At 71.1% G+C, this 16,165-nt stretch carries 15 protein-coding genes and 1 riboswitch; of the genes, 5 read left to right on the top strand and 10 right to left on the bottom strand.

Features of this window, described 5'->3' with window-relative positions; translation table 11 throughout:
• Positions 1–16: 16 nt before the first annotated feature.
• Genes ribH through ribD form a run of 5 tightly spaced genes read right to left on the bottom strand, consistent with a single transcriptional unit; the run spans position 17 to position 4,187 of the window.
• Positions 17–502, bottom strand: a complete 486-nt coding sequence (gene ribH, locus ACFVH0_RS27090) for a 6,7-dimethyl-8-ribityllumazine synthase (protein WP_124718909.1) — start codon at positions 500–502, stop codon at positions 17–19.
• A gap of 30 nt (positions 503–532) precedes the next feature.
• Positions 533–1,831 (bottom strand): bifunctional 3,4-dihydroxy-2-butanone-4-phosphate synthase/GTP cyclohydrolase II, encoded by a 1,299-nt coding sequence (locus ACFVH0_RS27085; RefSeq protein WP_385824248.1) that lies wholly within the window; start codon positions 1,829–1,831, stop codon positions 533–535.
• A complete protein-coding gene (locus ACFVH0_RS27080; protein WP_259929994.1) occupies positions 1,828–2,472 on the bottom strand; it encodes a nicotinamide mononucleotide transporter family protein in 645 nt (214 codons plus the stop codon). The genes ACFVH0_RS27085 and ACFVH0_RS27080 overlap by 4 nt, the downstream gene beginning before the upstream one ends.
• Positions 2,469–3,086, bottom strand: coding sequence for a riboflavin synthase (locus tag ACFVH0_RS27075; RefSeq protein WP_385824246.1), 618 nt, complete (start codon positions 3,084–3,086; stop codon positions 2,469–2,471). The genes ACFVH0_RS27080 and ACFVH0_RS27075 overlap by 4 nt, the downstream gene beginning before the upstream one ends.
• Positions 3,087–4,187, bottom strand: a complete 1,101-nt coding sequence (ribD, locus tag ACFVH0_RS27070) for a bifunctional diaminohydroxyphosphoribosylaminopyrimidine deaminase/5-amino-6-(5-phosphoribosylamino)uracil reductase RibD (RefSeq protein WP_385824244.1) — start codon at positions 4,185–4,187, stop codon at positions 3,087–3,089.
• 159 nt (positions 4,188–4,346) lie between these two features.
• Positions 4,347–4,477: riboswitch (FMN riboswitch) on the bottom strand.
• A 268-nt stretch (positions 4,478–4,745) separates the two neighbouring features.
• Between ribD and ACFVH0_RS27065 the strand changes: the two genes are divergently transcribed.
• Positions 4,746–7,070 carry a chitinase C-terminal domain-containing protein gene (locus ACFVH0_RS27065; protein ID WP_385824242.1) on the top strand — a complete coding sequence of 775 codons (2,325 nt, stop codon included), beginning with the start codon at positions 4,746–4,748 and terminating at the stop codon, positions 7,068–7,070.
• Positions 7,071–7,181: 111 nt separating this feature from the next.
• Here ACFVH0_RS27065 and ACFVH0_RS27060 read toward each other — a convergent pair whose 3' ends face one another.
• A complete protein-coding gene (locus ACFVH0_RS27060; protein ID WP_385824240.1) occupies positions 7,182–8,372 on the bottom strand; it encodes an ROK family protein in 1,191 nt (396 codons plus the stop codon).
• Between the two features lie 157 nt (positions 8,373–8,529).
• On the opposite strand from ACFVH0_RS27060, the gene ACFVH0_RS27055 reads away from it, so the two are divergent.
• Positions 8,530–9,762 (top strand): MFS transporter, encoded by a 1,233-nt coding sequence (locus ACFVH0_RS27055; protein ID WP_385824238.1) that lies wholly within the window; start codon positions 8,530–8,532, stop codon positions 9,760–9,762.
• Positions 9,763–10,063: 301 nt separating this feature from the next.
• On the top strand, positions 10,064–11,449 hold the full coding sequence (locus tag ACFVH0_RS27050; RefSeq protein ID WP_385824236.1) for a uracil-xanthine permease family protein: 1,386 nt from the start codon (positions 10,064–10,066) through the stop codon (positions 11,447–11,449).
• Positions 11,450–11,566: 117 nt separating this feature from the next.
• Here ACFVH0_RS27050 and ACFVH0_RS27045 read toward each other — a convergent pair whose 3' ends face one another.
• The 4 genes from ACFVH0_RS27045 to ACFVH0_RS27030 form a co-directional block, all read right to left on the bottom strand.
• Complete coding sequence (locus tag ACFVH0_RS27045; protein ID WP_385824234.1) at positions 11,567–12,283, bottom strand: zf-HC2 domain-containing protein; 717 nt, start codon at positions 12,281–12,283, stop codon at positions 11,567–11,569.
• Complete coding sequence (locus ACFVH0_RS27040; protein ID WP_072489594.1) at positions 12,280–12,852, bottom strand: sigma-70 family RNA polymerase sigma factor; 573 nt, start codon at positions 12,850–12,852, stop codon at positions 12,280–12,282. The genes ACFVH0_RS27045 and ACFVH0_RS27040 overlap by 4 nt, the downstream gene beginning before the upstream one ends.
• Before the next feature lie 120 nt (positions 12,853–12,972).
• Complete coding sequence (locus ACFVH0_RS27035; RefSeq protein WP_385824232.1) at positions 12,973–13,971, bottom strand: DUF1996 domain-containing protein; 999 nt, start codon at positions 13,969–13,971, stop codon at positions 12,973–12,975.
• 87 nt (positions 13,972–14,058) lie between these two features.
• Positions 14,059–14,997 (bottom strand): CHRD domain-containing protein, encoded by a 939-nt coding sequence (locus tag ACFVH0_RS27030; protein WP_385824230.1) that lies wholly within the window; start codon positions 14,995–14,997, stop codon positions 14,059–14,061.
• A gap of 215 nt (positions 14,998–15,212) precedes the next feature.
• Between ACFVH0_RS27030 and ACFVH0_RS27025 the strand changes: the two genes are divergently transcribed.
• Positions 15,213–15,683 (top strand): hypothetical protein, encoded by a 471-nt coding sequence (locus ACFVH0_RS27025; protein WP_385824228.1) that lies wholly within the window; start codon positions 15,213–15,215, stop codon positions 15,681–15,683.
• 126 nt (positions 15,684–15,809) lie between these two features.
• On the top strand, positions 15,810–16,142 hold the full coding sequence (locus ACFVH0_RS27020) for a hypothetical protein (protein WP_385824226.1): 333 nt from the start codon (positions 15,810–15,812) through the stop codon (positions 16,140–16,142).
• The last annotated feature ends 23 nt before the right edge of the window (positions 16,143–16,165 follow it).

The following is a 16,165-nucleotide window of genomic DNA, read 5'->3' as shown; positions in this document are numbered from 1 at the left end:
GGTCGGTGCCCTGTGCTCAGCGCCAGGGCTCGCTGACCGTGCGCAGTGTGGCGGCGGTGGCGACGGCCGCTGTGACCGCTTCGTGCCCCTTGTCCTCGTTGGACCCTTCGAGGCCGGCCCGGTCGAGCGCCTGCTCCTCCGTGTCGCACGTGAGTACGCCGAAGCCGACCGGGACTCCGGTGTCGACGGCGACCTGGGTGAGGCCGTTGGTGACGCCGTGGGACACGTACTCGAAGTGGGGGGTGCCGCCGCGGATGATCACGCCGAGGGCGACGACCGCGTCGTAGCCGCGGCCCGCGAGGACCTTGGCGACGACCGGGAGTTCGAAGCTGCCGGGCACCCGGAGCAGGGTCGGCTCGTCGATGCCGAGTTCGTGCAGGGCGCGCAGGGCGCCGTCGACGAGGCCGTCCATGATCTTCTCGTGCCACTGCGCGGCGACGACCGCCACGCGCAGGTCACCGCAGTTGCGTACGGACAGTTCGGGTGCGCCCTTGCCGCTCATGTCTCTCCTGTCGCTCGTTTCCGGGATTCGTCACTGGTGGCCGCAGGTCGACGCCTTGGCGGTGTCGAGCCAGGGCAGGTCGTGCCCCATGCGGTCGCGCTTGGTGCGCAGGTAACGCAGATTGTGTTCGCCGGCCTGGACGGGCATCGGCTCGCGGCCGGTGACGGCGAGCCCGTGCCGCAGGATCGCGGCCGTCTTGTCGGGGTTGTTGGTCATCAGCCGGAGGCTGTGCACGCCGAGGTCCTTGAGGATCTGGGCGCCGGCCGCGTAGTCCCGGGCGTCGGCGGGCAGGCCGAGCTCCAGGTTGGCGTCGAGGGTGTCGATGCCGCGCTCCTGGAGTTCGTAGGCGCGCAGTTTGGACAGCAGGCCGATGCCCCGGCCCTCGTGGCCGCGCAGATAGACGACGACGCCGCGGCCCTCCTCGGTGATCCGGCGCATGGACGCGTGCAGCTGGGGCCCGCAGTCGCAGCGCTGGGACTGGAAGATGTCGCCGGTCAGGCACTCGGAGTGGATCCGGACCAGGACGTCGTCGCCGTCCCCGAGGTCGCCGTGGACGAGGGCGACGTGCTCGACGCCGTCGGTGGTGGAGCGGTAGCCGTACGCGGTGAACGCGCCGAAGGCCGTCGGCAGCCGCACCTCGGCCTCGCGGCGGACGGTCGGCTCGGAGCTGCGGCGGTAGGCGATCAGGTCCTCGATGGAGATGATCGTGAGGCCGTGCTTGCGGGCGAACGGGACGAGCTGGGGCAGCCGCAGCATCACGCCGTCCTCGCCGGCGATCTCCACGATGGCCCCGGCGGGCCGCAGTCCGGCGAGCCGGGCGAGGTCGACGGCGGCCTCGGTGTGGCCGTTGCGGACCAGTACGCCGCCGGAGCGGGCGCGGAGCGGGAAGATGTGGCCGGGACGTACGAAGTCGCCGGGGGCGGCCTCGCCGCCGGCCAGCAGCCGGAGCGTGGTGGCCCGGTCGGCGGCGGAGATGCCGGTGGTGACGCCGTGGGCGGCGGACGCGTCGACGGAGACGGTGAACGCGGTGCGCATCGACTCGGTGTTGTGGTCGACCATCTGCGGGAGTTCGAGCCGTTCCAGCTCGTCGTTCTCCATGGGTGCGCAGATCAGGCCGCGGCACTCGCTCATCATGAACGCGACGATCTCGGGGGTGGCCTTCTCGGCGGCGATGACGAGGTCGCCCTCGTTCTCCCGGTCCTCGTCGTCTACGACCACGACGGGCCGTCCGGCGGCGATGTCCCCGATCGCCTGCTCGACGGGGTCGAGGCGGAGGTCCTCCGCGGCGTCCTCGTGTTCCCGGTGCAGCCAGGTGGGCTGGGCAGTCATGCCGTGGCTCCTTCCAGAGCGGGTGTCCGCGAACGCAGCCACCAGTCGCGCATGCCCCACAGGACCAGGGCGCCGTACACGACGTAGATGAGACCGGAGAAGGCCAGCCCGCTGTGGAAGTTCAGCGGTACGCCGACCAGGTCGACCAGCAGCCAGGCGAACCAGAACTCGACCATGCCGCGGGCCTGGGCGAGCATCGCCACGAGCGTGCCGGCGAATATGTACGCGTCCGCCCAGGGGCTCCAGGAGAGCGAGGGGAACGCGGTGAACAGGCCGCCGACGGCGAGGGTGCCGACGGCGGCGCCGCCGAGCAGGTAGCCGCGCTCGCGCCAGGTGGCGAACCGTACGGCGATGGAGCCGTCCTGGGCCTGCTGCCGGCCCCGGGTCCACTGCTGCCAGCCCCAGACGGCCACGGCGATCACGACGAGCTGCTTGCCCACGCTGCCCGCCTGGTGCACGGAGGCGTTGGCGGCGACCAGCACGACGCCGGACAGCAGCTGGGCGGGCCAGGTCCAGATCGAGCGGAGCCAGCCCAGGGTGAGGGCGATCAGACCGACGGTGTTGCCGATCATGTCGGACCAGATGATGTGCTGCCCGAAGACGGTGAACGCCTCCGAGTTCAGCCAGTGCAGGGCGGTCACCGGACCGGCTCCTCGGGTTCCTGCGCGGTGTTGCCGAGCAGCCGCTCGACGTACTTCGCGATGATGTCCACCTCCAGGTTGACCGGGTCGCCGGGCTCCTTGATGCCGAGCGTGGTCAGGGCGAGAGTGGTGGGGATGAGGCTGATGGTGAAGTGGTCGGGTGCGGCGTCCACCACGGTGAGGCTGACGCCGTCGACGGTGATCGAACCCTTCTCGACCACGTAACGGCTCAGGTGCGCGGGGAGGGAGACCTTCACGATCTCCCAGTTCTCGGAGATCCTGCGCTCGACGATGCGCCCGGTGCCGTCGACGTGGCCCTGGACGATGTGTCCGCCGAGCCGGCCTCCGACCGCCATGGGGCGTTCCAGGTTGACCCGGGAGCCGGTGTCCAGGGCGCCGAGGCTGGACCGGTCGAGGGTCTCGGCCATGACGTCGGCGGTGAATTCGCCGTCGCCGAGGTCGACGACGGTGAGGCAGACGCCGTTGACGGCGATGGAGTCGCCGTGCTTGGCGCCTTCGGTGACCACGGGACCGCGCAGGCGGAAGCGGGAGGCGTCGGCGAGCTTCTCGACGGCGGTGACTTCACCCAGTTCTTCGACAATTCCGGTGAACACTCAGTTTCCCTTCCGGGCAGGGCCGGGGACGGCGGTGATGCGCAGATCGGGGCCGATGCGGACGGTCTCGGTCACATCGAGGCGCAACGCCTCGGCGATGGTGGAGATTCCGGCGTCGGCGAGGGCCGCGGGGCCCGCGCCGAGGAGTACGGGGGCGAGATAGCCGACGACCTTGTCGACCGTGCCCGCGGCGACGAAGGCCCCGGCCAGGGTCGGGCCGCCTTCGAGGAGTACGGAGCGGATGCCGCGCCCGTGCAGGGCTCGGAGCAGGGCGGGGATGTCCAGGCCGGGGCCATGGGCGGCGCGCGGCAGCCGCAGAACGCCGGCCTCGGGCAGGTGGCCGGCGTCGGCGTCCTCGGCGACGGCGATCAGGGTGGGCGCGGTGCCGTCCAGGACCCGGGCGCCGGGGCGTACGGCGGCGGCGCCGGTGTCGACGACCACCCGCAGCGGCTGCACGGCGTCCTCGATGCCGCGTACACCGAGCTGCGGGTCGTCGGTGCGGGCGGTGCCGGAGCCGACCACCACGGCGTCGGCCTCGGCGCGCAGCCGGTGGACGTCGGCGCGGGACTCGGCGGAGGTGATCCAGCGGCTGGTGGCGTCGGCGGCCGCGATCCGGCCGTCGAGGGTCGCCGCGTACTTCCACAGGACGTACGGGCGGCCGAGGCGCACCGAGGTGAGCCAGGCCGCGTTGCCCGCCTCCGCCTCGTCCGCGAGGAGCCCCTGCTCGGCCTTGATCCCGGCCGCGCGCAGGGTATCCGCACCGCCGGTGGCCTGCGGGTTCGGGTCGCCGACGGCGTAGACGACGCGGGCGAGGCCGGCCTCGATGAGCGCCTGGGCACAGGGGCCGGTGCGGCCTGTGTGGTTGCAGGGTTCGAGGGTGACGTAGGCGGTGCCGCCCCGGGCCCTGCCGCCCGCGTCGCGCAGGGCGTGGATCTCGGCGTGCGGTCCGCCGGCCCGCTGGTGGAAGCCTTCTCCGGCCCGGCGGCCCGCGGCGTCGAGGATGACGCAGCCGACGACGGGGTTGGGGCTGGTGGAGCCGAGGCCGCGGGCGGCGAGCGTGATCGCACGACGCATGGCGGTGATGTCGGCTGCGGTGTCCACCGGGTCCTCCTGCCTCTTCGGGCACGGACTCCGGGGCCTGTCGATGACGACAGATGAAGCGGGAACGCCACGGGGGAACGCCGGAAAAGCCGGAAAACACGGATGGATCGGTCGCCCGAAAACCATCCGCCGACGGCGGCGTACCCGCGAAACGGCCCGCCGCGCACTGCCTCCCATCCGGACTTTAACCGTCGGTCCAGGAATCCCACCTGGTCAACCGGCCGCTGGATGCGGACGGGTCGCGGACTATAACCGCCGGTTCGGAATTACACCGACCCCGGAGTGCGCTGCTGCTGGTACACGATCAGTGTGCCACGCCCGGCGGTGGGCCATGCGGGTGAGTGTCTGTGGACTGGCTCACAGGGAGCCTCCGGCGGGCGGCCCGGTGAAGGAAGTTGACGCCTAAAGGTCCAGACCTATTGACGCACTGGTCTAGTCCTTTTAATCTCTGCGTCACCTCCGAGGAGCGGTCCCGCGGTGTGCGCACACCCGGGGCACCGACACGACCCACCCCTTTGCCAGTTGTGTTCTGCCGAACCTCCCCGGGAGGAACCGAACGTGCTGTCCCCCACTCGTGCGAGAGCCACCCTGCTCGCAGCCGGCGTAGCCGTCGCCGGTCTGCTGATGGGCTCGCTCGCCGCCACCCCGTCGGCCGCCGCCGACCAGGAGTCCTGCCGCCCCGACGGGCTCTACGAGACGCCCGGTGTCGCCGTCCCCTACTGCTCCGTCTACGACACCGAGGGCCGAGAGAAGATGGGCGCCGACCACCAGCGGCGGGTCATCGGGTACTTCACCAACTGGCGGACCGGCAAGGACGGCAAGCCCGCCTATCTCGTCCCCGACATCCCCTGGGACAAAGTCACCCATTTGAATTACGCATTCGCCCATGTCGACGGCGGCAACAAGCTCTCCGTCGGCGCCGACGGCCCGGACAACGCCTCGACCGGCATGACCTGGCCGGGGGTCGCGGGCGCCGAGATGGACCCGGACCTCCCCTACAAGGGCCATTTCAACCTGCTGAGCAAGTTCAAGAAGAAGCACCCGAACGTGAAGACCATGGTGTCGGTGGGCGGCTGGGCCGAGACCGGCGGCTACTTCGACGACAGCGGCGAGCGGGTGGACTCCGGCGGCTTCTACTCGATGGCGACCAACGCCGACGGCTCGGTCAACCAGGCGGGCATCAACACCTTCGCCGAGTCGGCCGTCGCGTTCGTCAAGAAGTACGGCTTCAACGGCGTCGACATCGACTACGAGTACCCGACGACCATGAAGGACGCCGGCAACCCACTGGACTGGACGCTTTCCAACGCGCGCCGGGCCGGTCTGGTCAAGGGCTACGCCGCGCTGATGAAGACCCTGCGCGAGAAGCTCGACCGGGCGTCCGCCGCCGACGGCACCCACTACCTGCTGAGCGTGGCCGCACCCTCGTCCGGCTATCTGCTGCGCGGGATGGAGACCTTCCAGGTCCAGAAGTACCTGGACTACGTCAACATCATGTCGTACGACCTGCACGGCGCCTGGAACGAGTACGTCGGGCCCAACGCCGCGCTCTTCGACGACGGCAAGGACGCCGAACTCGCCCAGGCGAGCGTCTACTCGACGTCGCAGTACGGCGGCACCGGCTACCTCAACACCGACTGGGCGTACCACTACTTCCGCGGTTCGATGCCGTCGGGCCGGATCAACATCGGTCTGCCGTACTACACCCGCGGCTTCAAGAACGTACAGGGCGGCACGGACGGTCTGTGGGGCCGGGCCGCCACCACCGACTGTCCGGCCGGCGCGGGTCTGACCAAGTGCGGCGACGGCGCCGTCGGGATCGACAACCTCTGGCACGACCTGGACACGAACGGCAAGGAATCACCGGCCGGTTCCAACCCGATGTGGCACGCGAAGAACCTGGAGAAGGGCATCGTCGGCGACTACGTCACCGACTACGGCTTCCCGGCCGGCACCACGCTCACCGGCACCTACGCCCGCAAGTACGACTCGACGCTGGTCGCGCCCTGGCTCTGGAACGCCGAGAAGAAGGTCTTCCTGTCCACCGAGGACGAGCAGTCGGTCGCCGCGAAGGCCGACTACGTGGTCGACAAGGGGATCGGCGGCACCATGATCTGGGAACTCGCCGGAGACTACGGCTGGGACGCCGCCAAGGGACAGTACGGGCCGGGCTCGACGCTCACCTCGGCGATGTACGACAAGTTCAAGTCGGCCACCCCGTACGGCGCGAAGCGGTCCACCATCGATCTGCCCACCGAGGCGCTCGACATCGACGTGTCCTTCGACCAGTTCCCGCTCGGTGACTCCAACTACCCGATCAGCCCCAAGCTGAAGATCACCAACAACACGAAGGCGACCCTGCCCGGCGGCACCGAGTTCCGGTTCGACTACTCGACCTCCGCGCCGGCCAACGCCAAGGACCAGTCGGGCTTCGGCACGACGATCGTGCGCAGCGATCACACCGCCGCCAACAACACGGGCGGGCTCAAGGGCGACTACAACCGGGTCTCGCTGAAGCTGCCGGGCTGGCAGAGCCTGGCTCCGGGCGCCTCGGTCCAGGTCGACTTCGTCTACTACCTGCCCACCTCCACACCGTCGAACTGGACGGTGACCTTCGGCGGCAAGTCGTACGCCCTCGCCGCCGACCTGGCGCGCGGCACGACCCTGGTCGACCCCGGCACGGGTACGTCGACGCCGTCGCCGGACCCGACGCCCGGCGGCGGCAGTTGCACCGCGCCCGCCTGGAGCGCCGGCTCCGAGTACGGCTCCGGTACGACGGTCGCCCACGGCACGCACCAGTGGAAGGCCAAGTGGTGGACGAAGGGCGAGGAGCCCGGCTCCACCGGTGACTGGGGTGTCTGGCAGGACCTCGGAGCCTGCTGACCCTCCCCCGTACCGCCCGGCGGTGACCGGATCGCCCCCGGTCACCGCCGGGCTCCCGGCTGTCCGGGTCCTGTCCCGCCGCGCCCCTGGCCGTGATCCGCCGGACACGCCCTAACCGGCCGGTGTGAACAGCTCGTCCTGGGCCGCTTCCCGGGCGGCGAGCAGCGCGCCGCGGAGCACCGCCGAGCCGCCCAGCCGTCCGGCCCTGACCTCGGTGCGCAGCGGTGACATCAGGGTCAGCCGTTCCTCGACCCGTGCCGCGAGCGCGGCTCCGCCCGCGTGGCCGACCTCGCCCGCCAGCAGCACACAGCCCGGGTCGAGGACCGAGGCGATGGCGGCGGCGCCCAGCGCCAGGCGTTCGGCGAGGGCGTCCAGGAACGCCTCGTGGTCCCCCTCCCCGGCCAGCGCGGCCCGCACGGCCGACGCCGCGCCGGGTTCCTTGTCGCCCTCGGCCGTGCCCGGGGGCACGTCGATGCCGTGGGCGGCGGCCAGCTCGATGACCGGGACGGAGCCGACCAGGGAGTGGAAGCCGCCGTCGCAGTTGAGCGCCGACGGCGTACCGGCCGTGCCCGGAACCGGCAGGAAGCCGATCTCGCCCGCTCCGCCGGAGGCTCCCCGGCGGAGCTTCCCGTCCAGCATGACGGCGGCGCCGACGCCGTGGCCGAGCCAGAAGAGCACGAAGGTGTCGCGATCGGTGGCCGCTCCGCCGCGGTGTTCGGCGACAGCGGCGAGGTTGGTCTCGTTCTCGACCAGCACGGTCGCGGGCAGCCGCTGCTGGAGCACCCGCACCAGCCGCCGGTGCCAGGCGGGCAGCCCGCTGGTGTCGCGCAGCTCGCCGGTGACCGGGTCGATCAGCCCGGGCGCGCCGATGCCGACACTGTGCAGCGGGCCGGCACCGGCCTCGCGCGCGGTGCGCTCCAGGAGCGCGGCGGCCCGTTCGGCGGCGGCCTCGGTGTCGGTGTCGCTGCCGATGGGCAGGGTGGCCTCGGCGAGCGTGGTGCCGATGAGATCGGCGACGACCACGGCGACGCTGCGGGTGCGAACGTCGAGCGCGGCGAGATGGGCGCGGTCGGCGGCGATCCCGTACAGCCGGGCGTTGGGGCCGCGGCGCTCGGCACCGGTCTCGCCGACGACCCTGATCAGACCGGCTCCCTGGAGCCGGTCGACGAGGTCGGCGACGGTGGGCCGGGAGAGGCCGGTGAGGGTCTTCAACTGGGTGGCCGTCAGCGGGCCGTCCTGCTGGAGCAGTCGCAGGGCGAGCCGGTCGTTGATGGCCCGTGCGGTGCTCGGTGATGCGGGCATGCCGGGATCCTTCCAGATCGCTGACGTACCGGACGTACAGACACACTATTTATCAGGCAGGGTTCCTGATAGTTTACGGCGCGCACCGTGGAGACGGGCACCGGGGCCGCCGGAGACGGCGGTTTCCGGGAGAATTTCCCAGGGAGGGCACGGCGGTATGACAGCGGATCGCGCAGAGGCGGGCTTCGGCATGGCGCAGGTGAGGCGGGCCAGGTTCGCCGTCGCCGCGGTCTTCACCGTGCACGGCGCGGTGACCGGCAGCTTCGCCACCCGGGTGCCCTGGATCCAGGACCACGCCGGGGTCAGCGCGGGCCAGCTCGGTCTGGCCCTCGCCTTCCCGGCGATCGGCGCCTCGCTCGCGATGCCACTGGCCGGCGCGATCAGCCATCGCTTCGGCGCCAGGACCGCGCTGCGCGGACTGCTCGCCCTGTGGACACTGGCGCTGGTCCTGCCCGCGCTGGCACCCAATCTGCTGACGCTGTGCGCCGCGCTCTTCGTGTACGGGGCCACGGCCGGCATGTCGGACGTGGCGATGAACGCCCTCGGCGTCGACGTGGAGAACCGTCTCGACAAGTCGATCATGTCCGGGCTGCACGGGATGTGGAGCGTGGGCGCCCTGATCGGTTCGGCGGCGGGCACGGTGGCCGCGCATCTGGGCGCCGACGCCAGGCTGCACCACACGCTGGCCGCCCTCGTGCTCACCGCGCTCGGCCTGATCGCCTGCCGGGGCGTACTGGATCTGCGCAGCGAACCGGACGAGGAGCCGCCGCCGCGCTTCACGCTGCCGCCGAAGTCGGCGCTGATCATCGGCGCGGTGGGCTTCTGCGCGGTGTTCGCGGAGGGCGCCAGTCTGGACTGGTCGGCGGTGTATCTGCGGGACATCATGGACACCTCCGCGGGACTCGCCGCGGCGTCCACGACGGCGTTCGCGCTGACCATGGCGGTCGCCCGGATCGCCGGTGACAAGGTGGTCGACCGCTTCGGAGCGGTACGGACCGTACGGTTCGGCGGGGTTCTCGCGACGGCCGGGGGGCTGCTCGTGGTCACCTCGCCCGACGCGGTCCTGGCGATGTGCGGCTTCGGGCTCCTCGGCCTCGGTGTGGCCGTGGTCGTACCGCTCGCCTTCGCGGCGGCCGGACGCAGCGGTCCGAACCCGAGCCAGGCGATCGCGGGCGTCGCCACCATCACGTACACCTCCGGGCTGATCGCCCCGTCCGCGATCGGCTCGCTGGCGGAGGCGACCTCGCTGGTCGTGTCGTTCAGCCTGGTGACGGTGCTGGCGTTCGGCCTGGTGCTGGGGGCGGGGGTGCTGCGGGCGGGCGACCGCAGGCCGGTGCCGGCCTCGGACGCGGGCGCCCCGAACCCGGCGGCCGCCGAGCCGCGTCCCTGACCCCTCGCACCGGCGGACGGCCGGTACCCCGCCTCACCTGCGCCGTCCGTGCTCAGGAAGCCCGGCCCGGCCGCGAACACTCCGCGGCCGGGCATTACCATGACGCTGCTCATTTCCGCGGCGGCGACGCAGCCCTCAGGGCCGCAGAGCACGACGACGCGGGCCGGATCCCCACCCTCATGGCCCGTCCTGTCGGCATGCGCCGGAACTGCGTGTTCCGCTAGTCATCGAGCAGCCATCGGGCCCCGGCCCGGCCGGCGGATCGCAGCACCACCCCAGCAACACATCGAGGAGCAAGACCATGGCGGGCTTCGGCTGGAAGCTGCACGGCGACGGCAAGAGCCTCGCACCGGGTGAGGTCGTGAGGCCGGACGAGCGGCTCACCTGGGGGCGCACGGTCGGTCTCGGCGCGCAGCACGTGGTCTCCATGATCGGAGCCTGCTTCGTCGCCCCCGTCCTGATGGGGCTCGACCCCAACCTCGCCGTGATGGCCTCCGGCGTGGCCACCATTCTCTTCCTGCTGATCACCCGGGGTCATATCCCGAGCTACCTGGGCAGCAGCCTCTCGTTCATCGGTGTCGCCGCCGTCATCAGCACTCAGGGGGGTGACGCGGCGACCCTCACCGGCGCCCTGCTGGTCGTCGGCGCGGTCCTCTTCCTGTGCGGTGCGGTCGTCCGGGCTCTCGGGGCCCGCATCATCCACGCGGTACTGCCTCCGGTGGTCACAGGTGCGGTGGTCATGCTGATCGGGTTCAACCTGGCGCCGGTCACCGCCGGCACCTACTGGCCCCAGGACCAGTGGACAGCGCTTCTGACCATGCTGTTCACGGGTTTCGCCCTGGTCGTGCTGCGCGGTTTCTGGTCCCGTATCGCGATCTTCCTCGGGCTGGCCTTCGGGTACGCCGCCTCATGGGTCTTCGACCGCGTGTTCGGCAAGATCCACTCCCCCGCGGGCGGCGCCGAGTCGGTCGACCACTGGCGCCTGGACCTCTCGGGCGTGTCCAAGGCGGACTGGATCGGCCTTCCCGATTTCCATGCCCCGAGCTTCTCGCTCTCCGCCGTCCTGGTCGCCCTGCCCGTCGTCATCGCCCTCGTCGCCGAGAACGCGGGACACGTCAAGGCGGTCGGCGAGATGACGGGCGAGCCGCTCGACGACCGGCTCGGTACGGCGATCATGGCCGACGGCGCGGCGACCGTGCTGTCGACGTCCGTGGGCGGCCCCGCGACCACCACGTACGCCGAGAACATCGGTGTCATGGCCGCCACCCGTGTCTATTCGACCGCTGCCTACTGGTGCGCGGCGGGCTTCGCGATCCTCTTCGGGCTCTGCCCCAAGTTCGGTGCCGTCGTGGCCGCCATTCCCGGCGGTGTCCTCGGCGGCATCACGGTCATCCTCTACGGCATGATCGGCCTGCTGGGCGCCCAGATCTGGGTCCGTTCCCGGGTCGACCTCTCCAACCCCCTGCACCTGGTGCCGGTGGCCGCGGGTCTCATCGTCGGCATCGGCAATGTGAGCCTGAAGCTCACGGACAACTTCCAGCTCAGCGGCATCGCGTTGGGGACGCTGACCGTCCTCATCGGCTACCACGCCCTGCGCGTCATGGCCCCCGCCCGCATGACGGACGAGCCTCCGCTCCTCGAACCGGACAATGCCGGGTACGACCGGGGCGTGCCGGGCGGATCGTGATCGCAGGCGCCGCCATCAGTGAGGCCGTTCCGATGGGGAACGGCCTCACTGATCTGTTCGCCGCACCGGTCCGTACGCCACCGGGCAGGTCGCGGTCCGCGTCCGGGCCCGCGGGGTTCAGACATCGACGGACACGTACTCCTTGCCCTTGTCGTTCTCGATCACGACCTTGTCCACGTCGTCCATGGGGACGGCCGCCGAGCCGTCGAGGTTGGCCCCCTTCTTCTCGTCGGCGACGAGCCAGCTGCCCGCGATCTCGCGGCTGCCGTCCTTCGCGACGACCACCACGCGGCAGCGCTCGCCCGCCGGGATGCCCATGGCCGAGACGTTGAGGCGGATCCAGTCGACGGCCGGGGTCACCCGGAGCCTCATCTCGCTGCCGGTCGAGGCACTGCGGCCCTCGACGACCTTCATGCCGCCCGGCTGAGCCGGTGGCACGGTCGCCGCGACCGAAGGGGCCGGGGGTGTCGCCTCGTGGGTACGTCCGCCGGTGTTCTGGCCGATCAGGACGCCGCCGCCGAGGACGGCTGCCGCCGCGACCGCCGCGACCGCGCCCAGGACCGCTCTTCGCCGCAGCGTCTGCCCGGCGCGTTCGCTGCGGACCTGCCTCAGCGTGCGCTGGAGCAGCAGGTCACCGCCTTCCGGAGGCCCGTCGAGGAACGCCTCCGGGGGCACTTCGCCGAGCGCGGACTCCATGTCCCGCAGCCCGTCCAGTTCGTCGCGGCACTTCTGGCACGACGCCATGTGTTCGTCGACGGTTCGCACCTCCTGCTCATCGAGCGCGCCGAGGACGTAGGCGCCGAGCAGTTCGCTGTCATGTTCCTTGGTGCTCACACCGCCACCCCCTTCAACGCCACCAGCTTCACTGCCTTCGGTCTGTCCGCGTACATGTCCCGCAGGGCCTTCAACGCATAGTGTGACCGGGACTTGACCGTCCCGGGTGGTATCCCGAGTCTGTTCGCCGCCTCGGCTACGCTCCTGCCCTGGAAGTAGATTTCCATGAGCACGTCCCGGTGGTCCGGGGAGAGCCGGTCGAGCGCCTCCATGACGACCATCGAGTCGACCACGGCGTCCGCGTGGTCCTGCTCGACGGGCTGGGTGGTCACCGACTCGGCGACCTCCGTGGGGCGCGCGGCCTTGGCCCGGTACCGGTCCGTGATGATGTTGCGGGCCACGGTGAGCAGCCAGCCGCGCACCGAGCCCTTGCCGTTGACCAGCGCGTCCGGGTGTTTCCAGGCCCGGATCAGGGTTTCCTGGACCACGTCCTCGGCGGCGCTGCGATCGCCGGTCAGGCGTTGTGCGTACGCGAGCAGGGCTCTGCCGTGTTCCTCGTAGAGGGACCGGATCAGTGCCTCGTCACCGGTGTCCTGTCTCTGCCGACTGCGGGACCACAATGCCGCCATCCATTCTCTCCGTCCTCTCCTGGGCCGATGCGCTGAACACGGACGGCGGGCCGGGCCGGTTCAATCCGGGGCGGATGTGAGCTGAATCACAGACCGGTCGGGGGTCGTGCGAGGGCCCGTTCACCCGGACTTGCACTGCCGGTCCTCGTTGATGCAGCGCACCAGCTCCGCCATGCGGTCCCCGGTCATCACGTTCACGAACATCGCGTGGTCGGTGATCGGATCGCGCAGCTGCTCCGGGAAGGAGTCGACGGCGAACGGTGTGCCCTCCGGGAGTTCATAGGTGAGGGTGACGCGCAGTTGCGGCACGGGGAACGTGGCCCGCGGGCAGGTTCCGTCGGCGGCGGGGAACTGTGCGTGCGCGCGGTGGTCGGGGCTGTCGGTGGCGAGGCCGTTCCAGCAGCTCGGGAAGTCCAGGGTGCGGGTCGGTCCGCTGCCTTGCGGGCAGCGCGCGTAGTTCTGGGTGAACCGGTCCGGGTAGCCGGAACAGCCCCACTGGGCACGGACGTTCGCTCTGTCCGTGGTGGCCGCGACCGGGTCGCCCGTGATCAGCCGCATGAAGCGGGGCATGCCGACGACCGAGCTGACCGGGTTGCCGCGGAACTCCACCCTCACCGAGGAGGCGGTGACGACCTCGCCGGTGTTGCCGTGGGCGCCGACGCCGGCCTTGTGGGCGTCACCGGTGCGGTCGAGGCGGCGCAGCACCGGCCAGTAGTACGTGGACCGGTCGCCGCCCGCGCAGGTGGTGTCGGCGGCGGCCAGACTCCGGTCGGTGGACAGTGCGTCGGTGGAGAGATTGCCGACGTAGTCGTGGGTGTGGTGGGCGCCGTTCACGACACCCGGGGAGATCACGACGTTGTCCATGTTGTAGTGGCCCTGTTCGTTGCGCCCGCAGTCGACGGTGTACGAGCCGGTGGACGCGTCGGGTCCGGCTGCGGGCGCCCGCGTCGGCAGAACGGTCCCGATGTCCACGTACTTGTCGTCGGCGGGTGCGCCGGACACCGTGGCGGCCCTGCCGGCGCCGAACGTCATGACGCCCAGGAACACGACCAGCCCGAGTGTCACGGGCAGAATCCCCCAGAGCAGAAGGGAGTTGGGGAAGGGCAGCTTGATCCGCACGGAAGCAGGGTGTCACCAGGGGCCGGGGCAATCAAGATTGCCCACAGGCCACCCGCGAAACCTCCGTCGACCTCCTGCCGGTGAGCGTCAGCGGAACAACTGCCCTCGTACGGCGCCGTCGGGGAACTCGCGGGTGTGCACGTTCGAGTAGAAGCCGGTCGGGCTCCCCTTGAGGCGTGCGATGACCTCGGCGTCGGGGACGCTGACGCTGCCGGAGATCGCGAAGACGTTCTTGGGTACGGGAGTGACGAACAGCGGGAGCCGTACGTCGCCGTTCTCGCCGAGCACCCCCTCATGGATATGTCCGGCCAGCGGCGCCCCGATGTTCACCCACGCCATGGAGTAGTCGACGCGGCCCGTCCTCGGGTGCAGGAACGTGGTGCTGTGCCCGTCCGGGTCGCCCGCCTTGCCGGGGTCGTCGCCCGGGACTTCCTGACCACCGTCCGCGAGCGCGCGCAGCTTTCCTCCCCTGATGATGCTGAGCGGGTTCACCGGCTTCTCCAGGATCCGGAGCCGGCCGCGCACCGCGCCGCCGGGGAACTCCTCGGAGTGCAGGTCGACGTAGAAGCCGCCAGGATCGGTGCGCAGCTGTCGGGCGAGCGCGGCGGAGGACATCGAGGTCTGCCCGGCGGCGGAGTTCACCGAGGCGGGCATGGCCGTGCCGAACAGCTCGGCCCTCACCCCGCCGTCGCTGCCGGGCCGGCCCCGGTGGAGGTGGCCGCGGGTCGGCCTGCCGATGCTGTTCCAGGTGAGGGCGAAGGTGACGCGGTCGCCCTTGACCTTGACGAGCGCGACGGCCTTGCCGTCCTGGTCGCCCGCGGTGGGCCCGTCCTGGTCGCCGGTGAGCCGGGCGACCAGGGAGACGGCCGGTGCCTGCGCCGCTTCGGTGGTGGCGGGTGAGACTCCGGCGCCACGGGAACCCCCGGCGTCGGGGCCGTCCTCGGCCGACGCCGGGGTCGTACCTGCGAAACCGGTGAGACCGGCGACGAGCACGGCGGCGGCCGCCGCAACAGTGAGCCTGCGCATGACTTTCGTCCTTCCGGGAGTGGGGCTTGCGTTCGGGCCCTTCGCGTCGACGAACGGACGGACAGCCCGAGCGGTTCAACGCGCCCGCGATCCGCGTCGTCGGGGGCCGGAGGGCTCAAGGGGCGGCGCGCGCTGAACCCGGAGGGCAGGCAGCACGTGTGGGCACGGGGCACTCACCCCGTCGCGTTTCACGACGTACGAGAGAGGTCATCACCATGCGTGCACGCAATGCTCTTTTCGCGATCCCCCTGGCCCTGGGACTTGTCGCCTGCGGTACCGGGAGCGACGGCGACACCAGCGGCGGCAGGAGGCCGGCCAGGACCACGCCCGGCACCGAGGTCACCGTGGCGGACGTCGGGCTCGGCTCCATCCTGGTCGACGGCAAGGGCCGCACCCTGTACGCCTTCACCAAGGACAAGGACGCCGCGAGCAACTGCGACGCGGAGTGCATCGCCGTATGGCCCGCGCTGACCAGCCCCGCCCCCGCCACCGCCGGCCAGGGCGTCAGGAGGTCGCTGCTGCGCGAGGCGAAGCAGTCGGGGGGTGCGGTCCACGTGACGTACGGGGACTGGCCGCTGTACTACTACGTCGGTGACACGGCGCCCGGTGACGTCAACGGGCAAGGCCTGGACGGCGAGTGGTTCGCCGTGGCACCCGACGGCAAGCTCGTCCGCGAGGCCGCGTGACCCTCCCTGCGGCTCCGCCTCCCGTACGCCCCTGATCCGGCGGGCCGTTGAACCGTCCCGCGTCCACGGTCGTTCCTGGAGCGGGGCGGGACATACCCGCCGGACGACGCGTACGAGGGAGGAGCCTTGGCCGAGATCGAGATGCCGGGAGACGAGGTGCAGCGTCTCGGTGAACTTCTGGGCCGGGTGATGGATCTCATCGACACCCGGCCCTCGGGCTACGACCCCGAGGACGTCGGCCCGCCACTGGTGCGCCCCGGAACCAACTTCGACGACGCGTGGAAGGACGGGCGCGTGCAGGTCAAGCGGAACAGCAAGGACCTCAAGGACGCCTGCGCGGCCATCGTGAAGGCTTTCGAGGAGTTCGACACCAAGATGGGCTCCTCGCTGAAGGAAGGCGGCGGCAAGGGCGGCGGCGACGATGCACCGCCCGCCGGGAAAGCCGCCCGGCCGTCCTAGGACGACGGCCTCATCGATCCCCC

Source organism: Streptomyces sp. NPDC127117 (assembly GCF_042677325.1).
Lineage (GTDB): Bacteria > Actinomycetota > Actinomycetes > Streptomycetales > Streptomycetaceae > Streptomyces.
This window is presented reverse-complemented; position numbering and strand designations above follow the sequence as displayed.